Consider the following 24550-nt stretch of genomic DNA (forward strand, 5'->3'; position numbering starts at 1 on the left):
ACTCCGACGACAGCGCAATCAACTCAGTTGCGGGGTGGATCCGGCACAAAGCCGTTGTCCCCGGGAAAAGGATTGGGCGCGCGCGGCTGGGACGGCCGTGGATGAGGCTCGCGAATCACGCCTCTGGCGACCAGGTTGGCATAGCTGTCGTAGCGGATGCGCACCATCTGCCGGGGCTGGTCTGTATCGGCCTCGAAGTCCACCTGGGTGACTTGCGAGCGCTCCACCGCGCCATGGCCCGTGCCTAGCGAGGGGGTCGGCGAGGCCTGTGGCGCACGGCGCTCGGCGCTGCGGCTCTTGCTGGCGGCCTGAGGCACGGCGACATCCGCCGCTGCAGATTCAGCCGCCGAGGCACTGGCCTGCGCTTGCGGCTCATGGAGCGGCCCCTGGTAGGCAGCAGGCTCGGGCAGCTTTTCGCGGTACAGCGCAACTCCGATCACGCCCACATCCTGCGGCCTGCCGGTTCTGGCGGCATAGGACATATCGCTTTCGGAAAAATAGAACGCAGCCACGTTGTCATTGCTCTTGCGCCAGCCCCGCACGTCGTAGCTGTCGCCCGCATCCAGCACATAGCCGCCTTCGGCGCGGGAGCTCGCCGTGCGGCCGTTGATGGCATTGACCCCGTCGACGCTGATGACGCCCATGATGCGGCGGCTCTCGAAGTTGCGGATGCGCACCGCGTAATTGGCACCGGGGCGGCCCACCACCCACAGCTCTCCCTCGTGACTGTACTGGGGCAGTACCCGGCCCGTGGCACGTTCGATGATGCTGACCTGGGCCAGCTTGTGGTTGCCGCGCGTCCAGGCCGAGGCCGGCGCGGCGGCCACCATCGCGACAGCGCAGAGCAGCGAAGCGCGCAGCAAACGGCCGCGCGACAGCAAGAAACCTGGAACCGAGGGTTCGATACGGACAGACAACATAGACAAGGCCTCCTCAAGGTACAGCCACAGCGGCTGAAACAAACTTGTCGGAGGCTGAAACGCAGCAGCAGACGCAACGGGGTCAAGACAGGCACTCTGATTTGCAAGCATTTGCAACACAGCTTTGCGCTGCAGTTCTGCCCCGACGCGGCATGTCTGGCACAATCGCGCTCGCTGCGGCCCAAGGCAGGCAGCAATGCTGGGGGTGTCCTGACCATGACCGGTCAGGGCTGAGAGAGTCCCTTTGAACCTGATTGCGCAAGCGGTGTCTTGACGACCGCTTGCCCGAGATCATCCTCGCGCAGGGAAGCTGTCCAAGGTGTCAGACCGCGACTGGCCATGTCTTTGCTGGCTCGCCGCGCAAACCATGCGGCCCCTGCTTCGTTTTTCTGGCGGAGCATTCATGAATTCATCTTCTTCCACATCGGCCAATCGGGCCCTGGCCCCGGTGACGGCTAAGGAGCGCGTCTTTGCCTGGCGCGACCATGCCTCGCTGTGGTTCAGCCTGGGCGTGGGCCTGCTGGTCATGCAGATGGGAGCCTATCTGCTGCCTGCGCTCAGCCCGCTACATGCGCTGATCGCGATAGCCATCGGCTCGCTGATCGGTGCCGGTCTACTGGGTTGGGTGGGCAAGCTGGGCTGCGACAGCGGCCTGTCCAGTGCAGGGCTGATGCACAGCGTCTACGGCCGCCACTTCGCACGACTGCCTATCGTGCTCAACATCATCCAGCTGCTGGGCTGGGGCAGTTTCGAGCTGGTGGTGATGCGTGACGCCACCGTGGCGCTGGGCAAACAAAGCGGCATCATGGGCGCTGCCTATTGGCCCTGGCTGGCCACTCTGCTCTGGGGTGGCGTGATCCTGCTGCTGATGAGCGGCTCCATGACCACCCTGGTGCGCCGCATCATCTCGCGCGTAGCCTTGCCGCTGGTGATTGCCTCGCTGCTGTGGCTGAGCTGGCAATTCCTCAAAATGGCCGGCGCCACCGGCCTCGGGACCTTGCTGGCCCGCGAAGGTGCAGGCGGCATGAGCATGCTCGGCGCCGTCGATCTGGTGATCGCCATGCCCATCAGCTGGCTGCCGCTGGTGGCCGACTATGCGCGCCACGGCAAAAGCGGCAAGTCCGCGCTGTCGGGGGCCTGGACCGGCTTTGCCCTGGCCAATATCTGGTGCTACTCCCTGGGCGTGCTGGTGGCCCTGACCCTGCCCAGCGAAGACCTGGTCACGGCCCTGCTGCTGGCCCAGGGCGGGCTGATTGCCCTGTCGCTGATTCTGATCGACGAGGTGGACAATGCCTATGGCGATGCCTACTCGGGTGCCATGTCGGCCCACAGCCTGCAACCGCACTGGAGCATTCGCCGTTGGGGCCTGCTGATCGCGGCCCTGTGCACGGCACTGGCCATGGTGCTGCCCATGCACAGTCTGGAGCCTTTTTTGCTGTTGCTCAGCTCCTGCTTTGTGCCGCTGTTCGGCGTGATGCTGGGTCGCCTGGCCTTTGGCACCGATGCCGTGCAACTGATGCAAAAAGCGCCCGCCGTGCGCTGGGATGCCGTGACCATCTGGGTGCTGGGCATTGCCTTCTATCACCTGCTGCCCTATGTGAGCACGGCCCTGGGCTCGGCCCTGCCCACGCTGGCGCTGACTTTTGTGGTGGCTCTCGCCACACGCCAGCTGCAGCCTCGCTCCGTTGCCACCTGACTGAAACTCAAAGGCAATAGCATCACACGCGCGGTAGAAAGGCTCTGCAGCCATCTCCTCTGTTCTTACTTGGCGCCCGCCGCCTGCAGCATATGAACCACAGCCTTCTGCCCGCGCTGGCGTGCATGGGCCAGGGCCGTCACCCCATCCTTGTCAGGCAGATTCAGATCCGCCTTCGCGTCGATCAAGGTCTGGATGATGGCCTGATGGCGCGGCCCGCCGTCGCTGAGCACCACGGCTTCCATCAGGCAGGTCCAACCCAGCCGGTTGACATGGTTCACATTCACGCCGGCCGCGATCAGCGCCTGGGCCGTTTCCAGATGGCCGCGCTCGCAGGCAGGAATCAGGGCCGTGCCGCCATAGCGGTTGGTGCTCTTGAGATCGGCCCCATAGGAAATCGTCATGCGCACAATCTCCAGCCGGCCCTGCGCACCGGCCAGCAGATAGGCGCTGTCCTGCATCTGGTTCTGGATATTGGGGCTGGCACCGTGCATCAGCAGCGATCGCGCCACCTCGATATGGTTGGCCGCCGTGGCCAGCAGCAATGGGGTATTGCCCCGGGCGTCCTGCACGTCGACAGGCGCGTTGCCAGCCAGCAGATCGCGCACCGCCACGGCATCGCCCTGCGCGGCAGCGGCCAGCAATTGCTGGCCCGGCATCTGCGGGTCCCCGGCTTTTGGCGCCGCAGCGGCGGCAGGTGTTGCAGCCGCTGCATTCGCCGACGCCCTACTCTGGCAGGCCGTGAGCAGGGTCGCGGCGGCCAGAGCCGTCAATGCAAGCGTCAATCGGGTGGTCAACGAGGCACGCCCATGGGCGCTGGTTGGCTGTTTCATGGCATTCCTTTATGGCTGTCGGGTGTTCAGCCCCTGTCAGCTTTCTACAGGAACTATAGCTAGCCACGCAAGTCCGATGGGGGTTACAGCCTGTTTTCAATCGATAAAAGGAGAATCTGCCCCGTGCCTTGCAACCGCTGGATCCGCACCGCCGCCACTTCAAGCCTGATCGCGCTGGGTGCGCTCACCGCCGGCCTGCTGCCGGCCCTCGCACAAGCCCAGGAATTTGTCAGCATCAAGGGCACGACCGTGAATGTGCGCGAGCAGCCCAATACCCGCTCCGCAACCCTTTGGGAACTGAGCAAGGGCTATCCGCTGCAAGTCACCCAGCGCAAGGGCCAGTGGCTGCGCGTCAAGGACTATGAGTCCACGCTGGGCTGGGTCCACGCCCCGCTGACCAGCAAGAGCCCGCATATGGTGGTGACGGCGCGCACAGCCAATCTGCGCTCCGGCCCCGGCCAGAAGCACAAGCGCGTGGGCAAGCTGGAGCAGCATGAGGTGCTGCAGACTCTGAAAAAGCAAGGCAGCTGGGCCCAGGTGCAGCGCAGCAACGGCCAGAGCGGCTGGGTGGCCAAGAATCTGGTCTGGGGCTGGTAAGCCCTGCAACACGAACACCCAAAGCAAAGGCCTGCAGCAGCGGGCCTTTTTTGCGGGTGCCGGCAATCAGCCTTCGACGATCAGCTGCGCGCGCGGCGCATAGCCATGATTGAGGGGGCCGTGACCCTGGCCGGTATAGACCTCGGCTCCCGCCTCGATGGCGCCCAGAATATAGCGGCGCGCCTCGGTCACTGCGGCCTCCAGCGCCAGCCCCTGAGCCAGGAAGGAGGCAATCGCCGACGACAGCGTGCAGCCCGTGCCATGGCCGTTATGGGTGACGATGCGCTGCGACTGCAGGCGCAGATAGTCGCCGACCTGCTGGCCTTGCCGGCCCAGCACATCCATGACCAGATCGCCGCTCAGATGCCCGCCCTTGAGCAATACGGCCGGCGCCCCCATGGCCAGCAGATCGGCCACGGCCGCATCCAACGCTCCAATGCCGTCGATGTTGCGACCCAGCAGCAAAGCTGCTTCATCCAGATTGGGGGTAATCACCGTCGCCAGCGGGAACAGCTCCTGGACCAGCGCCTGTGCCGTCTCGGGAACGATCAGGCGGTCACCACTGGTGGCCACCATCACGGGGTCCAGCACCACGTTCCTGATACCGTGGCGACGGATAGCATCCGCCACCACGCTCACCACATCGGGGGTTGCCAGCATGCCGATCTTGACGGCATCGACGCCTATGTCCTGCACAACGGCATCGATCTGGCCGCGCACGGTATCGAGCGGAATGCCGTGAATACCCGTCACACCCAGCGTGTTCTGCACGGTGATGGCCGTGATCGCCGTCATGCCGTAGCAGCCCAGAGCCGCACAGGTCTTGAGGTCGGCCTGGATACCGGCGCCACCGCCGCTGTCCGAGCCGGCTATGGAGAGCACGCGTGCATAGCGCTTTTTTGCGGCGCCGGAGATGGAGGAAGAAGCAATCACTGTCATGGCAAAAATTATCGCCCATGCGCATGGTCAATGCGTGCTGTTTGCGGTTGTGCTGTAATGTCCAGCGGACGAAACAGGGGTGTCCCGCAGGCAAGCAGCCTGTGCGGACTGAGAAACACCCTGGGGCTGCGCCAGCCACGGGCTGCGCACCAGAGCACCATCCGTGCCCTGTGCCCCCTGCACCCGATCCAGGTCATGCTGGCGTGGGGAGTTTCACAAGCCGCAAGGCATGCCGCGTTTTGTCCTGCACATGGCCCTGTTCCTGTGTCCGGATGGAAAACGATTTGCACATGTCATTGCTACAAGCTTCTTCAAAGATCGCAATTCTCGGCGGCGGCCTCATGGGCCGTCTGCTGGCTCTGGCCCTGGCCCAGCGCGGTCACGCCATCGACCTCTATGACGCCCATGGCCCGCAAGGCGATGGTGCTGCGGCGCGCGTGGCGGCTGCTATGCTGGCGCCGCTGGCCGAGTCGGCCATTACCGAGCCCGGCGTGGTGCGCATGGGCCAGCATGGGCTCAAGCGCTGGCCCGAGCTGATAGCTCAGCTCGAGCAGCATGTGTTTCTGCAGCAAAACGGCACGCTGATTCTCTGGCACCGCCAGGATCAGGGCGATGCGGCACGCTTTTTCGGCCTGCTGGAGAAAAACCGGCGCATCAACCCCAGCCTGCCGGCCATGCAGGAGAAGACCGGCGCGGCGCTGCAGGACTGCGAGCCCGCGCTGCAGGGACGCTTCAACCAGGCCGTCTATCTGCCCGGCGAAGGCCAGCTCGACAACCGCCAGCTGCTGACGGCGCTGGTCGACAAGCTCAGCGCCCTGGGCGTGCAGCTGCACTGGGACAGCCCGCGCGAGGTCGGCGACTTCCGTCCCGGCGCGGCCGGCCAGCCCGACTTCGTGTTCGACTGCCGGGGCCTGGGTGCCCGCAGCCAATGGAAGCAGCTGCGCGGCATTCGCGGCGAGGTGGTGCGCATCCATGCGCCCGAAGTCACGCTGCAGCGCCCCACACGCCTGATCCATCCACGCTACCCCATCTATATCGCGCCCAAGGAAGACCATCTGTTCGTGATTGGCGCGACCGAGATCGAATCCGACGATATGTCGCCGGCCAGCGTGCGCTCCACGCTGGAGCTGCTGAGCGCGGCCTATACCGTGCACTCGGGCTTTGCCGAAGGCCGGATTGTGGAGATCGCCACCCAGTGCCGCCCCACCCTGCCCGATAATCTGCCCGCCGTGCGCCTGCTGACGCCGCGCGTCATGGAAGTCAACGGCCTCTACCGCCACGGCTTCATGATCTCGCCCGCCATGCTCGACGTGGTGCTGGAGCTGGTGGACCGCAACGACTCGCCGCTGGCGCGCGAGTTCGATGTCGCCGTGCATCGCGGCTGAGCCGCGAGCCCGAACTTTGGCGCACAGCACTTGCACCTCCTGCGCACGCAAGCGCCGCCGTGCAGAGGTTTAACTTAGCACCCGCTTTATTTTCTGTTTCATGCCATGAAGATCACCCTCAACCAGCAAGCCACCGAGCTGCAAGCCCATGCCACCGTGGCCGATGCGCTGGCGCAGATGCAGGCCAAGCCCCCGTTTGCCGTGGCGGTCAACACGGTGTTTGTGCCCAAGACGCAGTACGCCGACCATGCGCTCAACGAGGGCGACAGGATGGAAGTCATCTCTCCAGTGACAGGCGGCTAGGAATGACCTCCCTGAGTCGCTTCGCGCCTTCCCCCAGGGGACGACACCCTCGCGGCGAGGCGGCTCTTGCTCGGTGTCACTGACTGGGCACATGTCTGTTTGAGGCTCACTGGGCTTCACACGCATTGCGGTACAAAGACAAGAGATATAGATAAATCATGAATACAAAAACCACCGACGACACCCTGGTTCTCTACGGCCAACGTTTTGAAAGCCGCTTGCTGCTGGGCACCTCGCGCTATCCCTCGCCCGCGATTCTCGAAGCGGCTGTGGAGCGTTCCAGGCCCGCCATGGTCACGGCCTCGCTGCGCCGCCAGGGCAGCAATGCGGCCGAGACCGGCGCCAGCTTCTGGGAACTGCTGCGCAAGCTCAACGTGCCCGTGCTGCCCAACACGGCAGGCTGCATGACCATCCAGGAAGCCGTGACCACGGCCCAGATGGCGCGTGAAGTCTTCGACACACCCTGGATCAAGCTGGAGCTGATCGGCGACGACTACACGCTGCAGCCCGACACGCTCAACCTGGTGGAGGCTGCCTCCATCCTCATCAAGGACGGTTTCCAGGTCCTGCCCTACACCACCTACGACCTGGTGCTGTGCCAAAAGCTTGTCGACGTGGGCTGCCAGGCCATCATGCCTTGGGCCGCGCCCATAGGCACCGGCCGCGGCCCCATCAACCCCTATGCCATGCAGATGCTGCGCGAGCGCCTGAAGGTGCCGCTGATCGTCGATGCCGGCCTGGGCCGCCCCTCCCATGCCTGCACCGTGATGGAATGGGGCTATGACGCCGTGCTGCTGAACACCGCCGTGGCCCTGTCCGAAGACCCTGTGGCCATGGCCGGCGCGTTCTCCGATGCCGTCAATGCCGGTCACGCCGCCTGGCGCGCTGGCGCCATGGCGGAGCAGAACGCCGCCCAGCCCAGCACGCCCGTGCTGGGCACCCCTTTCTGGCATCAGGAATAAAGGCCGGCCCATGGACTCCGCAGAAATCAAGGCCCTGGCGCAAGCCATCATCCACCAGCACAGTGCCAATTTTGGCGCCCGGTTGCACCACGATGCCAACTCGGTCGAGCTGACGCCCCAGCCCGTGCCGCCCGCGCTGCGCCAGGAGCCCGCCTATCTGGCCGCGCTGGAAGCCTGCAGCCAGCTGGGCTTTATCGCCGTGGATGCTGAGACTCTGGCCCAGGCCTGGCAGCGCCAGAGCGAGCGCACCGACCAGTTCGATGTCACCCACTGGCCCGACGACCCACGCGACTTCGGTCTCGGCAAGGCCGACCCGGCCCTGGCCTTTGCCCATTGTCCGCGCGAGCTGGGCCTGTATGGCGTGCTGCCCACGGCCGAATGGGTGGGCCGCATGGCCCGCGCGGGTGTGCCCACGGTGCAGCTGCGTTTCAAGTCCGGCGACAGGGCCGCCGTTGCACAAGAGGTCAAGGCCGCTGTTGATGCCGTCAAGGGCACGCAGGCACGCCTGTTCATCAACGACCACTGGCAGGCCGCGCTGGACGCAGGCGCCTACGGCATCCATGTGGGCCAGGAAGATCTGGACGTGATCGGCCAGCGCGATCTGCAGACCATCCGTAGCTCGGGCACACGCCTGGGCGTCTCCACCCATGGCTACGCCGAGATGGTGCGAGCCCATGCGGTCCAGCCCAGCTATATCGCCCTGGGCGCGGTCTTTCCCACCACGCTCAAGAAGATGGCGACAGCCCCGCAAGGACTGGCGCGGCTGGCGGCCTATGTGCGGCTGATGCAGCAATACCCGCTGGTGGCGATTGGCGGCATTTCCGAGGACCTGTTCCCCGCCGTGCGTGCCACGGGCGTGGGCTCGGTGGCCGTGGTACGCGCCCTGGTCAACGCCCCCGATCCGGAAGCTGCGGCCAAGCATCTGCTGGCGCGCATGCAAGCTGCTGCGTGAATCCACGCACTACTAATTCAATAGCTTGGAGCGCTTGAAAGATAAGAGCTACCAGCTATTTTCACTTAAAGCCACAGATCCATCGTGCCTGAAAAACTCGGCGCATGAAATACCGCAGATGACAAGACTGAATGCCCGCAGCCAGCGGGCATTTTTGTTTTCCGTCGCGCCGCAGCCCGCATGACTGCTGGGTTTTCTTGATCGGCGCAAGCCCTCTTCGCGTTAGAAGCGGACACACAGGTGACAACCCTGAGTCCCGCAGTTGCGGCACAGCCGGTCCCACACGCGACAATGGGGCGGTTACCAGTCACGCATAAGACAGAACATGGACGAGCCAATTCTTAGTATGGAAGAACGTGAGGCGATCAACTCTGGTCGCTGGTTTTCATCCCTTTCGCCCTCTTTGCGGCACGACATTCTTCGATGCGCTTACGTCAAACGATACAAAGATGGCATGCTCATCTGCGCTCGCGGCGAACCGCCCGAGGAGTGGATTGCCTGTGCACGTGGAGCGGTGCGAGTCAGCTCCACCTCCATCACGGGCAAGCAGATCACGCTGACCTATGTGGAGCCGGGCATCTGGTTCGGGGATGTGGCGATTCTGGATGGCGACAAGCGCACGCACGACGCCTATGCACATGGCGAGACCACGCTGCTGTGCGTATCCAAGGCGGACTTCAAGCGCATTCTGGCAGAGCATGTGGAGTTTTCCGAAGCGATCTTGCGCCTCAATGCACGCCGAGTACGTCAGCTCTACGGTCTGGTGGAAGACCTCAACACCTTGCCGCTACGCGCGCGCCTGGCCAAGCAGCTGTTGCACCTGACGCGCAGCTATGGCGTGATGAGCCTGTCGGACAGCAACGAGATCCGCATCGGCCTGCATCTGGCGCAGGAGGAGCTGGCGCAGTTGCTGGGCGCCTCGCGCCAGCGCGTGAACCAGGAACTCAAATCCATGGAGCGCGAGGAAGTCATTCGCATCGAACCGGGTGGCCTCATCGTGCGCGACCGGGTGACGCTGCTGCGTATTGCAGACACCGACCACTGATTCACCCCCTGAGCGGCTTTGCCGCTTCCCCCTCTCTCGCTTCGCTGCGCTTGCGGGAGGGGGACGATGCCATCGCCGCGAGGCGGCTCTTGCTCGGCATCTCAGGCGGGTATCGCGCCAGTTTTCACCTTCGTTTCTCTCTTGCCGCGTGCTGCGGCAACTCTCCCCCTTTCACGCATTCGCTCGCTGCACTTTTGTGCAGCGTGGCGGGCTGCGCCTTGCCCATCACAAATCGAACAAAGGACTGAGACAGCATGAGCACTTATGAGCATTTCGTCGGCACCCGCGCGGTTTCCGATCAGCATGCGTTTGATACCAATGCCATGACCGACTGGATGAGCCGGCATGTCCAGGGCTTTGAGGGCCCGCTGCAGGTGGAAATGTTCAAGGGCGGCCAGTCCAACCCCACCTACAAGCTGATCACGCCCGGCAAAAGCTATGTGATGCGCGCCAAGCCCGGTCCCGTGGCCAAGCTGCTGCCTTCGGCCCATGCGATCGAGCGCGAATACCGCGTGATGAAGGGCCTGGCCAGCACCGATGTGCCCGTGCCGCATATGTATGCGCTATGCGAGGATGAATCCGTCATCGGCCGCGCCTTCTACATCATGGAATTCATGGAGGGTCGCGTGCTCTGGGACCAGTCCCTGCCCGGCATGACGCCTGCCGAGCGCGGCCAGATCTACGACGAGATGAACCGCGTGATCGCAGCCCTGCACAGCGTGAAGTTTGCCGAGCGCGGCCTGGCCGACTACGGCAAGAGCGGCAACTACTTCGAGCGCCAGATCGGTCGCTGGAGCAAGCAGTATGTGGCCTCCGTCACCCAGCCGATTCCCGAGATGGACAAGCTGATGGAGTGGCTGCCCGCCCATATGCCGGCCAGCGCACGTGACGAGGGACGTGTCTCCATCGTGCATGGCGACTACCGCCTGGACAACCTGATGTTCCACCCCACCGAGCCGCGCGTGATCGCCGTGCTGGACTGGGAGCTGTCCACGCTGGGGCATCCGCTGGCCGACTTCAGCTACCACTGCATGAGCTGGCATATACCGGCCGAGCTGGGCCGCGGCATCGCGGGGCTGGACATCGCAGGCCTGGGCATCCCTGCCGAACACGATTACATCCAGCGCTACTGCCAGCGCACCGGCATTGCCGATGTGGCGGCGCTGCAGTGCGACTGGAACTTCTACCTGGCCTACAACATGTTCCGCATCGCCGCCATCCTGCAAGGCATTGCCAAGCGTGTCGAGGCCGGCACGGCCTCCAGCGCCCAGGCCAAGGCCTCGGGCGACACCGCCCGCCCCATGGCGGAGCTGGCCTGGTCCTTTGCTCAGCGCGCCTGACTTTCATCCACCACCACGCAATCAGACCGTCCCACAACAAAAGGAGCACTCATGGACTTCGACTACTCGCCCAAAACCAAGGACTTGCAGCAACGCCTGCTCAAGTTCATGGACGAACACATCTACCCGGCGGAAAAGGAGTATGCCGAGGAGATGCAGGCCAACACGGCCGCCGGCAAGCGCTGGACGCCGCTGCAAACCATTGAAAAGCTCAAGCCCAAGGCCCAGGCCGCGGGCCTGTGGAATCTGTTCCTGCCCGTGGACAGCGCCGAAGCCTCGGGCTACCACGGCGCGGGCCTGACCAATCAGGAATACGCTCCACTGGCCGAAATCATGGGCCGTGTGCCATGGGCTTCCGAAGTCTTCAACTGCTCCGCGCCGGACACCGGCAATATGGAGACCATTGCCCGCTACGGCAGTGCCGAGCTCAAGGAGCGCTGGCTCAAGCCCTTGCTGGAAGGCAAGATCCGCTCGGCCTTCGCCATGACCGAGCCCGAAGTCGCCTCCTCCGACGCCACCAATATCTGCACGCGCATCGAGCGCCAGGGCGACGAATACGTGATCAACGGCCACAAGTGGTGGATCTCGGGTGCCGGCGATCCTCGCTGCCAAGTCTTCATCACCATGGGCAAGACCGACCCCGAAGCGGCCAAGCATTCGCAGCAGAGCATGATCATCATCCCGGCCGATGCCAAGGGTATCCGCATCGAGCGTCCGCTGAACGTGATGGGCTATGACGATGCGCCCCACGGCCACATGGAGATGTATTTCGAGAACGTGCGCGTTCCCGTCGGCAATATTTTGCTGGGCGAAGGGCGCGGCTTCGAGATCGCCCAGGGCCGCCTCGGCCCGGGCCGCATTCACCACTGCATGCGACTGATCGGCCTGGCCGAGCGTGCGCTGGAGCTGATGTGCAAGCGCGCCAGCAGCCGCGTGGCCTTCGGCAAGAGCGTGGCCCAGCAGACCGTGACGCAGGAGCGCATTGCCGAGGCGCGCTGCAAGATCGACATGGCGCGCCTGCTCACGCTCAAGGCCGCCTGGCTGATGGATGTGGCCGGCAACAAGGTGGCAAGGACCGAGATCGCCATGATCAAGGTCGTCGCACCCAGCATGGCCTGCCAGGTCATAGACTGGGCCATGCAGGTCCACGGCGGCGGCGGCATGTGCGACGACTTCCCGCTGGCCTATGCCTATGCCGCAGCACGCACACTGCGCTTTGCCGACGGCCCCGACGAGGTGCACCGCAACGCGATCGCCAAATGGGAGCTGGGCAAATACGGCAGCTACGGCAAGAACGCCGAAGTGCCCATCACGCGCGGCGGCTGATGCGAGGCGGCAGGAGCGGATCACGCCGCTCCTGCTCCCCGGAAACAAAAACACCCCGTCAGCCACGGCTGCGGGGTGTTTTTGTTTCGAAGGCAGGCTTGTTACTCGCTATCAACAAAGAAGCTTATACCGCCTTATATCAAAGGATTTCAGATACAAAACATATTGAAATTCAATGAATACATACGATAGAAGCTTCTTAATAAATAGCAACATAGCTAGCGGCACCAGGCCCGGCACCGCACGCCCGTACCGGGCCTAGAAGCTCTCCCACTCGCCATCGTCTGCCGTTGCCGCCTTTTGCGGCTGGGGCGCTGCTGCGCTTTTCGCGGGGCTCAGGACCGGCGGCTTGCTCCCCGCCGACATCGCCGGGCGCTTGAGCGCAGGCGACGGTGCCTTGAGCGGGGCTGCAGCCTTGATCGCAGCCCTGGCAGGCGCGGGCTTGAGCGCCGCAGGCGCCAGGGCCGGCGTGGCTTGCAGACCGGACTGGGCGCCGAGCTTGAAGAAGCTCACCGTCTCGGCCAGCGCTGCGGCCTGACTGCGCAGCGCGTCGGTCGCGGCTGCAGCCTCCTCCACCAGGGCGGCGTTCTGCTGGGTCATCTGATCCATCTGTGTCACGGCCTGGGTGACCTGCTCGATGCCCGAGGTCTGCTGGTGGCTGGCCACCGAGATCTCGCCCATGATGTCGGTGACACGGCGCACGCTCATCACGATCTCATCCATGGTCCTGCCGGCCTCGTCGACCTGAGTGCTGCCTTCCTGCACCTTGCTCACGGAGTCGTCGATCAGCTGCTTGATCTGCTTGGCCGCCTCGGCCGAGCGCTGGGCCAGGGTGCGCACTTCGGAGGCCACCACGGCAAAGCCACGGCCCTGGTCACCCGCACGGGCCGCTTCCACCGCCGCGTTCAGCGCCAGGATATTGGTCTGGAAGGCGATGGAGTCGATCACGCCGATGATGTCCACGATCTTGCGCGAGGACTCGTTGATGGCCGACATGGTCTGCACCACCTGGGCCACGGTGGCACCACCGCGTACGGCCACCTGGGACGCTGCAGACGCCATCTGATTGGCCTGCTGGGCATTGCCGGCGTTCTGCTGCACGGTGGCGGTCAGCTCTTCCATCGAGGCCGCCGTCTGCTCCAGCGAGCTGGCCTGCTCTTCGGTGCGCGAGGATAGATCCTGGTTGCCGCTGGCAATCTGGCTGCTGGCCGAGGCAATCGAGTCCGTGCCCTGGCGCACCTGGCCCACGATGCGCTGCAGGCTTGTATTCATGTCCTTGAGCGCCTGCAGCAGCTGGCCCACTTCATCGCGGCTTTGCACAGTGATGCTGGCGCTCAGATCGCCCGCAGCCACGGACTGGGCCAGCTGAACGGCCGACTGCAAAGGACGCGAGATGGAGCGTGCGATCAGCACCGCCAGCGCCACGCCGATGACGATGGAGCCCAGCAGCAGCGCCATCACCCACCAGCGGGCAGCGGCATACAGGTCATCGCCGGCCTGATTGGTTTCCTCTGTGGCCTGGTAGTTGATCTCGCTGAGAGCATCCAGACGTGTATTGATGCCGCGGCTGATCTTGAGCGACTCGCCGCGCAAGATTTCGCTGGCCTCATCGTTGAGCAGCTGATGCGACAGATCCACCACCTTGGCCGTCTGCACGGCATAGGCCTTGAGCTCCTCGCCGATTTCGGCCAGCAGGGCTCGCTCCTTGTCGGTTCTCACGTATTTGGCATACGACTGCTGGTTCTGGACCAGCTCGTCCCAGAGCTTGGGCATGCTCTTGTCATAGACCGCCATTTCCTCGGACGACTGCGCCATCACATGCTGCATGGTCTGCGAGCGATAGCGCTGAAGCTGATAACGCATGTCCTGCAGGTTGCGGGCCGCCGGCAGCCACTGGCGCGCCAGATCGGTGGCCGTGGCATTGACACGCTCCATCTGGACCAGGCCGTACAGGCCCGATACCGCACTGATCAGCAGGATCAGCACAAAAGACACCAGCAGCTTGTTGGCCAGCTTGAGGTTGCGAAAGAAGTTCATGGGGGGAATTGGGCGCCTGGGCGACCTGCGAGGTCTGGCACCTGCGAGATGGGGAATAGGGAAAACTGCCTGAAAAGCGCGTACACACTGCGCGTGCCTGCGAATTCTATTCAGTATTTGTTACTTCAAGTAACGGCATCCATGAATAAAACCGATGGTGGTATCAGGGGCATAGCGGGGCTCAAAAAGACACCCCGATGAAGCACTCAAAAACCCTCTCGAAGGCCATTGCATCCTTACAGCCGTCCGGCATGAGAAAATCAGCCCTTATTTATCAGCAAGAACAACGGATTCACCATGGAAGCAGAACGCGTCAACTCTATCGGCAACACCCTCCAAGATCTGGCCGAGCGCACGGCAGATCTCCGGAGGTATCTTTGACTACGATGCCAAGTACGAACGCCTGCGCACGGTAAACGCCTCGCTTGAAGACCCTGCCGTCTGGAACGACCCCAAGAAGGCACAGGAACTGGGCAAGGAAAAGAAGTCGCTCGACTCCGTCGTGCTGACCCTGGAGAAGCTCACCACCGAACTGGCCGACAATTCCGAGCTGTTCGAGATGAGCAAGGAAGAAGGCGATGATGCAGGCCTTGAAACCATCGAAGCCGAAACCGCCAAGCTCAAGCCGCTGATCGAGGAACTCGAGTTCCGCCGCATGTTCGGCGGCGAAGCCGATCCGCTCAACTGCTTCATCGACATCCAGGCCGGCGCCGGCGGCACCGAAGCCTGCGACTGGGCCAGCATGCTGCTGCGCCAGTACCTGAAGTACGCCGAACGCAAGGGCTTCAAGGCCACGGTCGAAGAAGAGACTCCGGGCGACGTAGCCGGCATCAAGAGTGCCACCATCAAGGTCGAAGGCGAGTATGCCTACGGCCTGCTGCGCACCGAAACCGGCGTGCACCGTCTGGTGCGCAAGTCGCCCTTCGACAGCTCGGGCGGCCGTCACACCAGCTTTTCCTCGCTGTTCGTCTACCCCGAGATCGATGACTCCATCGAGATCAACATCAATCCGTCGGATGTGCGCACCGACACCTACCGCGCCTCGGGCGCCGGCGGTCAGCACATCAACAAGACCGATTCGGCCGTGCGCCTGACCCACATCCCCACGGGCATCGTGGTGCAGTGCCAGGACGGCCGCTCGCAGCACAGCAACCGTGACGTGGCATGGCAGCGCCTGCGCTCCAGGCTGTACGACTTCGAGATGCGCAAGCGCATGGAAGAGCAGCAAAAGCTCGAGGACACCAAGACCGATGTGGGCTGGGGTCACCAGATCCGCTCCTATGTGCTGGACAACAGCCGCATCAAGGACTTGCGCACCAACGTTGAAGTCTCGGCCACCCAGAAGGTGCTGGACGGCGACCTGGATGTGTTTATCGAAGCCTCGCTCAAGCAAGGCCTCTGATCCTAGAAAGGAATCGATATGCTGCAACTGCGTGACGGGCAAGCCCCGGCCACCGCGATTTACCGTGCCGACTACGAGGCCCCGGCCTGGTGGATCGACACGGTGGACCTGACTTTTGACCTGGACCCGGCCAAGACGCGCGTGCTCAGCAAGATGCGCGTACGCCGCAACCCCGAAGTGCCGGCACAGGCGCTGCGCCTGGACGGCGACGAGCTGAATCTGGCGCGGGTGATGGTCAACGGCGGTGGTACCTCCTTCAAGATGGATGGCGACCAGCTGGTGCTGGAGAACCTGCCCGAGGGCAACGAGCCCGTGGAGCTGGAGATCTTCACCACCTGCGCCCCCATCAAGAACACCAAGCTCATGGGCTTGTATGTGAGCGAGGACACGTTCTTCACGCAGTGCGAGGCAGAAGGTTTCCGCCGCATCACCTACTTCCTGGACCGCCCCGACGTGATGGCCATGTACACCGTCACGCTGCGCGCCAGCAAGGCCCAGTACCCGGTGCTGCTGTCCAACGGCAATCTGGTGGAGTCCGGCGACCTGGAGGACGGTCGCCACTTTGCCAAGTGGGTCGATCCGCATAAAAAGCCCAGCTATCTGTTTGCGCTGGTGGCCGGCAATCTGGTGGCCCGCGAGCAGAAGATCAAGAGCCGTGCCGGCCGCGATCACCTGCTGCAGGTCTATGTGCGCCCCGGCGACCTGGAAAAGACCGAGCACGCCATGAACTCCCTTATGCACTCCGTGGCCTGGGACGAGGCGCGCTTCGGCCTGAGCCTGGATCTGGACCGCTTCATGATCGTCGCCACCAGCGACTTCAACATGGGCGCCATGGAGAACAAGGGCCTGAACATCTTCAACACAAAGTATGTTCTGGCCAGCCAGGCCACGGCCACCGACACCGATTACGCCAATATCGAATCCGTCGTCGGTCACGAATACTTCCATAACTGGACCGGTGACCGCGTCACCTGCCGCGACTGGTTCCAGCTGAGCCTCAAGGAAGGCCTGACGGTCTTCCGCGATCAGGAGTTCAGCATGGACATGGCGGGCACGGCCTCGGCACGCGCCGTCAAGCGCATCGACGATGTACGCGTGCTGCGCACCGTGCAGTTCCCCGAGGATGCTGGCCCCATGGCCCACCCCGTGCGCCCCGACAGCTATATCGAGATCAACAACTTCTACACGGTCACGATCTACGAAAAAGGTGCGGAAGTCGTGCGCATGCAGCACAACCTGGTCGGCCGCGAAGGCTTTGCCAGGGGCATGAAGCTGTACTTCGAGCGCCATGACGGCCAGGCCGTGACCTGCGACGACTTCTCGCAGGCCATTGCCGACGCCAACCCCGGCTCTCCCCTGGCCCAGCATCTGCAGCAGTTCCGCCGCTGGTACAGCCAGGCCGGCACGCCCGTGCTCAAGGCCGTGGGCCAGTATGATGCAGACGCCCGGACCTATACGCTGACGCTGTCGCAAAGCTGTGCGCCCACCGTGGGTCAGGCCGAGAAACTGCCGTTCGTCATTCCCGTGCAAATGGGTCTGCTCACGGCCAGCGGCCAGCCCATCGCCCTGCAATTGCCAGGCGAAGATGCGGCCCAGGCAGTCGCCAGCCGCATGCTGGTGCTGACCGAAGCCGAACAGCGCTTTGTCTTCAGCAATGTGAGCGAAGCCCCCGTGCCCTCGCTGCTGCGCAGCTTCAGTGCCCCCGTGGTGCTGGAACATGAATTCAGCGATGCCGATCTGCTGACCCTGCTGGCCCATGACAGCGACCCGTTCAACCAATGGGAAGCCAGCCAGCGCCTGGGCCTGCGCTATGCCCTCAAGGCCATCGCGGCCAGCGGCGACGCCAGTGCCGAGATCCTGCCTGAAGCCTTTATCGAAGCCATGCGCCGCGTGCTGCGCGACGACAAGCTGGACGCGGCGTTCAAGGACCTGGTGCTCACGCTGCCGTCCGAGAGCTATATCGCCGAGCAACTGGCCGAAGTCGATCCCCAGCGCGTGCATGCCGTGCGCGAAGCCATGATCTTGCAGCTCGCGAGTGCCCTGCAGCCCGAGTGGGAAACCACCTGGGAGGCCAACCGCGACACCGGTGCCTACCGCCCCGACCATGTCAGCGCCGGCCGCCGTGCGCTGGCGGGCCGCGCCCTGTCCATGCTGTGCCTGCAGGCAGCCCGCACCGGCGACACGGTCTGGCCCGGCAAGGCCTACCAGCGCTGCAAGGATGCCGGCAATATGACGGACCGCATGGCGGCCCTCTCCGCCCTGGTTTACAGTGCCAGCCCGCTGGCCGAGCAGGCGCTGCAGCGCTTTCACGCGCTGTTCAAGCAGGATGCACTGGTCCTGGACAAATGGTTTGCCCTGCAAGGTGCAGCCAGCGATCGCGGCGGCGATGTGCTTCCGGCCGTCAAGGCGCTGATGAAGCATGCCGACTTCCAGATCAAGAACCCCAACCGCGCACGCAGCCTGATCTTCAGCTACTGCAACAATGCCGGCGCCTTCCACCGCGCCGATGCGGCGGGCTATGTGTTCTGGGCCGATCGCGTGATCGAGATCGACGGCCTCAACCCCCAGGTGGCCTCCCGCCTGGCCCGGGTGATGGACCGCTGGAAGAAGCTGGCCGAGCCTTACCGCTCTGCGGCCCGCGAAGCCATCGCCCGTGTGGCTGCCAAGCCCGATCTGTCCAACGACGTGCGCGAGGTCATCACCCGCGCTCTGGCGGACTGATGGGTCTGAACATGCTTGCTCGACACGCGGCTCGGGGCATGAAGGCCCTTGCCGTCGCTGCGGCGAGCATGTCGCTGAGCACTCAGGCAGCAAAGCCTGATGCGGGATTCGAAGCCCGTTTTGCGCCCCTCTATGCCACTGTCTTCAGCGAAGGCGGCAGCTTCAGCGGGCGAGCCATGAGTGCCGATCTGCAGGCGCTGGAGCCGCTGTTGAAAAAGCCGGGGTTCGCTGCACGCGATATCTTCCGGCTCTACTACACACAGGCCAGCGTCTATGCGCGCCGCGGCATGCCCAAAGAGGCAGCCGAAGCAGCGCAGACGGCACTGACGGCTTTGTCCGGCACTCAGGACCCTGAACTGTCATACGCTCATTTTTTCCTGCGCTACTCAAGCATCCGCTGGCTGGCAGATGCCGGGCATCACGCAGCGGCGCTCAAGCAGGTCAAAGCCTTTCAGGCTCAATACCCGCTGCCGCAGATTGCCGGGCTGCCCGCCGAAATGCGCTGGGACGAGAGCGTGAGGCCTGCACGGGCTCTGGATTTTCCGAGCCAGATGCAGATTCTCGGCGTCTATGAGGACGAAGGCTATCTGCTGCATGAACTGGGGCGGTTTCGCGCGGCCAGGCAAGCCAACGAGCGACTGCTTCCTGTCGCGCGCGAACGCCTCAAAGCCATGGGCAAGCTGCAGCAAATACGCGGTGTGCTCACCAATATTGCGCAAAATTGCTATGAGCTGGGCGACCTGAAGCAGGCTGGTGCCTATCTTCAGGAGCGTCTGCAGATTGCGCAGGCGGCGCAAGACCATGCCACCGTCTACGACAGCTATTTCCAGCTCATGGTCCTTGCCCATGAGCAAAAGCAAGAACCGCAGGCCCGCCTATGGCTGGCCCGCTATGAACAATACGCGCTGAACCAGAAAGACAGCAAGCAGCAAACCCGCGTCAAGGAGCTGCAGGCGGAACTGGAGCAGCGCACTGCGGGGCATCGTCCATGACGGCAGATGCCCTGCCCTGTTTTCTGTCCATTTCAGATTTGCATCGAATATCAAGGAGTTGAAGCATGAAGAAAAACATCAGCCTGACCCGCTATCTGGTCGAGCAACAACGTGTGGACGGGCTCATCCCCGGCCAGTTGCGCCTGCTGCTGGAAGTGGTGGCCCGCGCCTGCAAGCGCATCAGCTTTGCCGTGAACAAAGGTGAGCTCGGTGACGTCATGGGTACGGCCGGCAGCGAAAACGTGCAGGGCGAAGTGCAGAAAAAGCTGGACATCATCGCCAACGAGACCCTGATCGAAGCCAATGAATGGGGCGGTCACCTGGCCGCAATGGCATCGGAGGAAATGGAAGGCATCTATGTGGTGCCCAACCGCTACCCTCAGGGCGAATACCTGCTGATGTTCGACCCCCTGGACGGCTCGTCCAATATCGACATCAACATGTCCATCGGCACCATCTTCAGCGTGCTCAAGAAGCCTGAAGGCCACCCTGGCGTGCACGACAGCGACTTCATGCAGCCCGGCACCCAGCAGGTGGCTGCCGGCTACTGCATCTACGGTCCTCAGACCACCCTGGTGCTGACCGTGGGCGACGGTGTCTCCATGTTCACGCTGGACCGCGAGCAAGGTTCGTTCGTGCTCATCGAGGAAAACGTCAAGATCCCCGAAGACACCAAGGAATTCGCCATCAACATGTCCAATATGCGCCACTGGGATGCCCCTGTGAAGCGCTACGTGGACGAATGCCTGGCTGGTGCAGACGGCCCACGCGGCAAGAATTTCAACATGCGCTGGGTTGCTGCCATGGTTGCCGACGTCCACCGCATTCTGTGCCGCGGCGGCATCTTCATGTACCCCTGGGACAAGCGCGAGCCGCAAAAGGCCGGCAAGCTGCGCCTGATGTACGAAGCCAATCCCATGAGCTGGCTTGTCGAGCAGGCCGGTGGCATGGCTACCAACGGCCGCCAGCGCATCCTGGACATCCAGCCAACGCAGTTGCACGAGCGCGTGAGCGTCGTCCTCGGCTCCAAGAACGAAGTGGAACGCGTGACCAGCTACCACCTCGAAGCCGATGAAAAAGCGCTATAATTTATAGCTTATCGCCGGTGTAGCTCAGTCGGTAGAGCAGCTCATTCGTAATGAGAAGGTCGCGTGTTCGATTCATGTCTCCGGCACCAATAAATTCAACGACTTACGAGTCGTGATTGTTCAAAGTGTCGTCTCCTGTCACACTCAAGTCACAGTAGACGGCACAACTGAACAACGCTGCGCAGTAGCGCTATCTCTCCAGCCAGTTCTTGTGCCGTCACATTTCGCTGACCACACACAAGATGCACCATGGCTGCAATCCGCGAACGAAAAGATCAAAACGGCAAGGTGAGCTACCAAGCTCAAGTCCGTATCCAAGGCTATCCACCTCAGTCCAAGACATTTCTGAGGAAAACCGACGCCAAGCAATGGGCCATCCAGACGGAAACCGATATCCGTACTGGCATGACTATCCGCAAAAGCACCGCCAGCAAGCACACCGTGCGCGAGATGTTGGAGCGCTACCGCGACAATGTGCTGATCGACAAAGCCAACGGCGGCAAAGATCACAAGACGCACATTGCATGGTGGATTGATGAGCTTGGCCACTACGCCCTGTCTGAAGTCACAACAGACCTTGTGACACGGAGCATGGATAAGCTCAAAAAGTCCAAGACACGGCTGGGCAAATCACCTGCACCGGCGACCGTGCTGCGCTACTTGATGGCGCTCTCTCATGCGTTCAATGTGGCACGTAAGCAGTGGAACTGGTGCGAGTCTTCACCAGTCGAGAATGTTCAACGCCCCAAAGTCAAGAACGAACGCACCCGCTATCTGACAGATGCCGAGCGAGAGGCTTTACTGCACGCATGCAAAAACTCTCCGAACACCGACCTTTATTTGGTTGTGCTTCTGGCAATTTCCACTGGCATGCGCAAGGGCGAGATCATGGGCATGCGCTGGCAGGACATTCATACGGCACCAGATCAAAGCTTTACTCGCGTGCATCTGACCAAGACCAAAAACGACAAAGCTCGCTCGGTCCTGCTCACCTCCCCTGCCCTGGAGCTGCTGGAAGAGCGCCGCACAAAGCTGCTTGATAGCCTGCAAGCCAAGACTGCGACCGGACTCATTTTCCCCGGTACTGTGAACGCAGATCAACCCGTCGACCTTCGCAGGCCATGGTGCTCTGCATTGCAAGCGGCGGGCGTTGATGGGTTCCGCTTCCACGACCTTCGTCACACAACCGCTAGCTACCTAGCAATGAATGGCGCTAGCCTTCTATCCATCAGCAAAGTACTGGGCCACCAGACCACCAAGATGACGGAGCGCTACTCCCACTTGGCAACGTCCCACATTGATGAGGTAGTGCGTAGCATGAACGCGAAAAAGTTTGGTGCACTGTAGTTTTAGTCGCCAGTTATATATGCATAATAACTTCAATAGCGAGCCCTCAGTCTTGGTGCAGCCACATTGCGACGTAAAAATCATCCAAGGCAAAGATACCAAAAATAAATACGAGAAAAATTCATAGATACAAAAAATTAATCATGATTTAAAAATAAATACATTCAAAATTACTTAATTTATATAATCCTGATATTAAATATTAATTTCGCACCAAATTTCTTCAACCAAGGAAAACATATGGCAAAAATAGACCTAACATCAAAAATTGAGCGCCTTGAAGCTTTTGAAGAGCGACTGGGGGTAGATTTCAAAAGCATTTCGGCATTTATGGACTTAGACGATGACTATGACGAGGATAGTTATCTGACAGTTGATGTTCGTGGAGAGATACATTCCGCATCAGGCACGCAAATTGCTCAGGACATCATAGTTGTATTTGCTGCATATGACGATTTAGATCGAATAATTGGAACGTCGGAAGCAAGATTTTATTCTGACGATTTTTTCGGTTTAGACACCTTCTCAGAAAGTGTAAACATTTCGATCCCGAACATTTCCAAGATTAGAGTTTACCCAAAGAAGAATTAATATATGCTAGAGAAAATTCGGAGTGCTCTGTTAGATGAAGCAAATTCTTCCCCACAGTTAATTTCAGACCTTGCGGGGCTAGAGAGCTATGTTGCAGAAAGCTATGATTCAAGATCATTTATTGAGCTTCTTCAAAATGCCGACGATGCAGAGTCTTCGAGTTTTCTCGTAAAGAAATATAATCAATATTTAATAGTTTGCAATGATGGGAAAATATTTTCAGATTCAGACTTAGCCTCTATATGTCGTAGTGCCGCATCGAACAAGAGGCGCGGAGATAGCATCGGGTATAGAGGCATAGGTTTCAAGTCCGTTGTAAGTTTAGCGCAGGAAATACATATTTTAAGCGGGCAGCTTGAAACAACTTTCTCAAAAAAATTAACGCTTAACGAAATCCCGAAAGCGACAAAAGTTCCCTTACTAAGGATTCCACACCCAATTGACCCTATTGTCAAAAAAAATATAGTGGACCAAACAGATAATTTATTATCCTCCGGATACAAAACTTTTTTTATTTTTAATGATTTAATTGCAAACTCTATCGACAAAGAATTTGTTGAGTTCAACTCATCATCGCTACTGTTTTTGAAAAATATTAGAAATCTATCACTTGATGGAGAGCGAAAAGAGTCCGTTACTGTATCTCGGAATAAAATCAACGATATATTCTCCATCTTCAAATTGGAAACGGCATTTCTCCAGAGAAATTGGATTGTAGCCGCCGAAAATGGTGTTTCCATCGCATTCCAGCAAGACCCGAATTCTGGAAAAATCGTAAAGGCATCGGAAACAGATGCTGTTGTACATGCATTTCTTCCAACTCATGAGTCAACCGGATTGGGTGTAAAGTTAAATGGAGATATAAGCACTGATCCATCTAGAACGCGAATTGTTTTTGACCAACGTACAAAATCCGGAATAACTTTAATTGCAAAATTAATTGCAAAAATAATTTTTCATATTTTAAAAAATGCCCCACTACCTGATCCCGCAGGAATGCTAAAATCATTATTACCCAATAATGATCCCAGCACGCAAAAATGGCAAAAGCAATCGTTTAGTTCTGAGCTCATAGCTGAAGTCAAGAATGAGTGTAAAGATTTTATTCATCTATTCTCAATAAAGCCTTCTTGGCTAAACACCATTGATTTTCAAAAAATTTGTGAATCCGCAAAAATTACTGTCGCACCATGTTCAGTAAATGAAATAGATGAAGCTGTTAGATTCATGAGATTTCTTGAGGCCAAGGAAGTAAAGCTCAGAGATATATCTAGTTCATTTGTCAACATAAAAATATCAAATCAAGGTTGTGTTGAAATTGTTTCAGAGATTATTAGGCTTCATGAAACAAAGCAAATAACCACAATGGAAATCGATATAGAGTGGCCCATTTTCATTTCAAATGAAAATACCATATCAATTAGCCACTTGAAGGAAAGAAATCTCACCCTTGATTCAAGTTTTATTGACTTAGTCAGCGAACGCACTTCTGGTTTAGGAGGTCTTTCACGACTAATAAAAGCCATTGCGGGAAGTGAAATGGGAGAAAAATTAATACCACAACTAACAAAATCTCTCCAAAACACACAACAAAATATCCCAAGCAAAAAAGAATTTTTACATTCCATTAATGATTTTTCCATTCAAAAAACCCATAAAAAAAAGAATACAAATCTCAGCTTAAAAAAATGGAGAGGAGCAGAAGAGCAAGTTAGAAATATATTTGAATCCTATGGATGGATAGCCACTGATGTTAGTCGACAAAATATTGGCTATGATATTGAGTGTAAAAATCATGCAGGCGAAAAAATTTATGTAGAAGTGAAGCTAGTTGAAACGCCAAGCCAATCTTTCACCATGACAAGCAATGAAGAGGCTGTCGCTCGTCAGAAAAATGAATCTTATATTCTTGCAATTGTTAGGCAAGAACGAGATACTATTGAAATCAACTTCATACCAGACCCTGTTAAAAACCTAGAGTTTACGCGACAGTGTCGTCAATGGGTTTGGGAATGCAGCAGCTATCCATACAACCCAGAAATTTTCAACCTAAGCTAATTTTTGATATTTCATC

Annotated in this window: 20 protein-coding genes, 1 tRNA gene and 1 riboswitch; of the genes, 17 read left to right on the plus strand and 4 right to left on the minus strand. The window is 60.0% G+C overall.

The features are described 5' to 3' along the window. Positions 1 to 23: 23 nt before the first annotated feature. Positions 24 to 920, minus strand: a complete 897-nt coding sequence (locus AAIL66_RS14615; protein ID WP_343497054.1) for a hypothetical protein — start codon at positions 918 to 920, stop codon at positions 24 to 26. A gap of 403 nt (positions 921 to 1323) precedes the next feature. Between AAIL66_RS14615 and AAIL66_RS14620 the strand changes: the two genes are divergently transcribed. Beyond that, on the plus strand, positions 1324 to 2616 hold the full coding sequence (locus AAIL66_RS14620; RefSeq protein ID WP_343497055.1) for a cytosine permease: 1293 nt from the start codon (positions 1324 to 1326) through the stop codon (positions 2614 to 2616). A 65-nt stretch (positions 2617 to 2681) separates the two neighbouring features. Here the strand turns inward: AAIL66_RS14620 and AAIL66_RS14625 are convergent, their stop codons facing one another. Further along, positions 2682 to 3449, minus strand: coding sequence for an ankyrin repeat domain-containing protein (locus AAIL66_RS14625; protein ID WP_343497056.1), 768 nt, complete (start codon positions 3447 to 3449; stop codon positions 2682 to 2684). Between the two features lie 123 nt (positions 3450 to 3572). Here AAIL66_RS14625 and AAIL66_RS14630 point away from each other — a divergent pair, with 123 nt between their 5' ends. Beyond that, positions 3573 to 4046 carry an SH3 domain-containing protein gene (locus AAIL66_RS14630; protein ID WP_012838931.1) on the plus strand — a complete coding sequence of 158 codons (474 nt, stop codon included), beginning with the start codon at positions 3573 to 3575 and terminating at the stop codon, positions 4044 to 4046. 66 nt (positions 4047 to 4112) lie between these two features. Here AAIL66_RS14630 and thiD read toward each other — a convergent pair whose 3' ends face one another. Then, positions 4113 to 4985, minus strand: a complete 873-nt coding sequence (thiD, locus tag AAIL66_RS14635; RefSeq protein WP_034377683.1) for a bifunctional hydroxymethylpyrimidine kinase/phosphomethylpyrimidine kinase — start codon at positions 4983 to 4985, stop codon at positions 4113 to 4115. A gap of 65 nt (positions 4986 to 5050) precedes the next feature. Beyond that, positions 5051 to 5212: riboswitch (TPP riboswitch) on the plus strand. Between the two features lie 63 nt (positions 5213 to 5275). Here thiD and AAIL66_RS14640 point away from each other — a divergent pair. From AAIL66_RS14640 to AAIL66_RS14670, 7 genes are all read left to right on the plus strand, one after another. Then, on the plus strand, positions 5276 to 6370 hold the full coding sequence (locus AAIL66_RS14640) for an FAD-dependent oxidoreductase (protein ID WP_072248256.1): 1095 nt from the start codon (positions 5276 to 5278) through the stop codon (positions 6368 to 6370). 105 nt (positions 6371 to 6475) lie between these two features. After that, the gene (thiS, locus tag AAIL66_RS14645) at positions 6476 to 6673 is read left to right on the plus strand and encodes a sulfur carrier protein ThiS (RefSeq protein WP_003061260.1); all 198 of its coding nucleotides are present in this window, start codon (positions 6476 to 6478) and stop codon (positions 6671 to 6673) included. Between the two features lie 158 nt (positions 6674 to 6831). Then, positions 6832 to 7635 carry a thiazole synthase gene (locus tag AAIL66_RS14650; protein WP_343497057.1) on the plus strand — a complete coding sequence of 268 codons (804 nt, stop codon included), beginning with the start codon at positions 6832 to 6834 and terminating at the stop codon, positions 7633 to 7635. A gap of 10 nt (positions 7636 to 7645) precedes the next feature. Continuing rightward, a complete protein-coding gene (thiE, locus tag AAIL66_RS14655) occupies positions 7646 to 8587 on the plus strand; it encodes a thiamine phosphate synthase (protein ID WP_343497058.1) in 942 nt (313 codons plus the stop codon). Between the two features lie 325 nt (positions 8588 to 8912). Continuing rightward, a complete protein-coding gene (locus AAIL66_RS14660; RefSeq protein WP_034349335.1) occupies positions 8913 to 9632 on the plus strand; it encodes a Crp/Fnr family transcriptional regulator in 720 nt (239 codons plus the stop codon). Positions 9633 to 9886: 254 nt separating this feature from the next. Beyond that, complete coding sequence (locus AAIL66_RS14665; protein ID WP_343497059.1) at positions 9887 to 10972, plus strand: phosphotransferase; 1086 nt, start codon at positions 9887 to 9889, stop codon at positions 10970 to 10972. Positions 10973 to 11023: 51 nt separating this feature from the next. Continuing rightward, positions 11024 to 12298 carry an acyl-CoA dehydrogenase family protein gene (locus AAIL66_RS14670; RefSeq protein WP_034358531.1) on the plus strand — a complete coding sequence of 425 codons (1275 nt, stop codon included), beginning with the start codon at positions 11024 to 11026 and terminating at the stop codon, positions 12296 to 12298. 258 nt (positions 12299 to 12556) lie between these two features. On the opposite strand, the gene AAIL66_RS14675 is transcribed toward AAIL66_RS14670, so the two are convergent. Continuing rightward, on the minus strand, positions 12557 to 14335 hold the full coding sequence (locus AAIL66_RS14675) for a methyl-accepting chemotaxis protein (protein ID WP_343497060.1): 1779 nt from the start codon (positions 14333 to 14335) through the stop codon (positions 12557 to 12559). Positions 14336 to 14632: 297 nt separating this feature from the next. Here AAIL66_RS14675 and prfB point away from each other — a divergent pair. The 8 genes from prfB to AAIL66_RS14715 all read left to right on the plus strand — a co-directional run bounded on the left by prfB (position 14633) and on the right by AAIL66_RS14715 (position 24534). Continuing rightward, positions 14633 to 15737, plus strand: a protein-coding gene (prfB, locus tag AAIL66_RS14680; protein WP_100086375.1) for a peptide chain release factor 2 whose coding sequence is annotated in 2 segments (ribosomal slippage) — positions 14633 to 14713 and positions 14715 to 15737 — 1104 coding nt in all. Because the reading frame shifts where the segments join, the coding sequence is not laid out codon by codon here. Between the two features lie 18 nt (positions 15738 to 15755). After that, positions 15756 to 18458 (plus strand): aminopeptidase N, encoded by a 2703-nt coding sequence (gene pepN, locus AAIL66_RS14685; protein WP_343497061.1) that lies wholly within the window; start codon positions 15756 to 15758, stop codon positions 18456 to 18458. Continuing rightward, positions 18458 to 19450, plus strand: coding sequence for a hypothetical protein (locus AAIL66_RS14690; RefSeq protein WP_343497062.1), 993 nt, complete (start codon positions 18458 to 18460; stop codon positions 19448 to 19450). The genes pepN and AAIL66_RS14690 overlap by 1 nt, the downstream gene beginning before the upstream one ends. Before the next feature lie 65 nt (positions 19451 to 19515). After that, complete coding sequence (locus AAIL66_RS14695) at positions 19516 to 20538, plus strand: class 1 fructose-bisphosphatase (protein WP_003061245.1); 1023 nt, start codon at positions 19516 to 19518, stop codon at positions 20536 to 20538. A gap of 13 nt (positions 20539 to 20551) precedes the next feature. Beyond that, positions 20552 to 20627: transfer RNA gene (locus tag AAIL66_RS14700), tRNA-Thr, on the plus strand. Between the two features lie 160 nt (positions 20628 to 20787). Next, on the plus strand, positions 20788 to 21885 hold the full coding sequence (locus AAIL66_RS14705; RefSeq protein WP_343497063.1) for a site-specific integrase: 1098 nt from the start codon (positions 20788 to 20790) through the stop codon (positions 21883 to 21885). A gap of 240 nt (positions 21886 to 22125) precedes the next feature. Continuing rightward, the gene (locus tag AAIL66_RS14710; protein WP_343497064.1) at positions 22126 to 22476 is read left to right on the plus strand and encodes a hypothetical protein; all 351 of its coding nucleotides are present in this window, start codon (positions 22126 to 22128) and stop codon (positions 22474 to 22476) included. A gap of 3 nt (positions 22477 to 22479) precedes the next feature. Then, positions 22480 to 24534 (plus strand): DUF3883 domain-containing protein, encoded by a 2055-nt coding sequence (locus AAIL66_RS14715; protein WP_343497065.1) that lies wholly within the window; start codon positions 22480 to 22482, stop codon positions 24532 to 24534. The last annotated feature ends 16 nt before the right edge of the window (positions 24535 to 24550 follow it).

Source organism: Comamonas sp. F1-6, assembly GCF_039581415.1.
GTDB classification, from domain to species: Bacteria; Pseudomonadota; Gammaproteobacteria; order Burkholderiales; family Burkholderiaceae_C; genus Comamonas; species Comamonas thiooxydans.

Coding starts and splice junctions, on each gene's coding strand:
- AAIL66_RS14665 (WP_343497059.1), top strand. CDS start 9,887: ATGAGCACTTATGAGCATTTCGTCGGCACCCGCGCGGTTTCCGATCAG.
- AAIL66_RS14690 (WP_343497062.1), top strand. CDS start 18,458: ATGGGTCTGAACATGCTTGCTCGACACGCGGCTCGGGGCATGAAGGCC.
- AAIL66_RS14705 (WP_343497063.1), top strand. CDS start 20,788: ATGGCTGCAATCCGCGAACGAAAAGATCAAAACGGCAAGGTGAGCTAC.
- AAIL66_RS14640 (WP_072248256.1), top strand. CDS start 5,276: ATGTCATTGCTACAAGCTTCTTCAAAGATCGCAATTCTCGGCGGCGGC.
- AAIL66_RS14615 (WP_343497054.1), bottom strand. CDS start 920: ATGTTGTCTGTCCGTATCGAACCCTCGGTTCCAGGTTTCTTGCTGTCG.
- AAIL66_RS14710 (WP_343497064.1), top strand. CDS start 22,126: ATGGCAAAAATAGACCTAACATCAAAAATTGAGCGCCTTGAAGCTTTT.
- AAIL66_RS14670 (WP_034358531.1), top strand. CDS start 11,024: ATGGACTTCGACTACTCGCCCAAAACCAAGGACTTGCAGCAACGCCTG.
- AAIL66_RS14620 (WP_343497055.1), top strand. CDS start 1,324: ATGAATTCATCTTCTTCCACATCGGCCAATCGGGCCCTGGCCCCGGTG.
- AAIL66_RS14625 (WP_343497056.1), bottom strand. CDS start 3,449: ATGAAACAGCCAACCAGCGCCCATGGGCGTGCCTCGTTGACCACCCGA.
- AAIL66_RS14675 (WP_343497060.1), bottom strand. CDS start 14,335: ATGAACTTCTTTCGCAACCTCAAGCTGGCCAACAAGCTGCTGGTGTCT.
- thiE (WP_343497058.1), top strand. CDS start 7,646: ATGGACTCCGCAGAAATCAAGGCCCTGGCGCAAGCCATCATCCACCAG.
- AAIL66_RS14650 (WP_343497057.1), top strand. CDS start 6,832: ATGAATACAAAAACCACCGACGACACCCTGGTTCTCTACGGCCAACGT.
- thiS (WP_003061260.1), top strand. CDS start 6,476: ATGAAGATCACCCTCAACCAGCAAGCCACCGAGCTGCAAGCCCATGCC.
- AAIL66_RS14715 (WP_343497065.1), top strand. CDS start 22,480: ATGCTAGAGAAAATTCGGAGTGCTCTGTTAGATGAAGCAAATTCTTCC.
- thiD (WP_034377683.1), bottom strand. CDS start 4,985: ATGACAGTGATTGCTTCTTCCTCCATCTCCGGCGCCGCAAAAAAGCGC.
- pepN (WP_343497061.1), top strand. CDS start 15,756: ATGCTGCAACTGCGTGACGGGCAAGCCCCGGCCACCGCGATTTACCGT.
- AAIL66_RS14660 (WP_034349335.1), top strand. CDS start 8,913: ATGGACGAGCCAATTCTTAGTATGGAAGAACGTGAGGCGATCAACTCT.
- AAIL66_RS14695 (WP_003061245.1), top strand. CDS start 19,516: ATGAAGAAAAACATCAGCCTGACCCGCTATCTGGTCGAGCAACAACGT.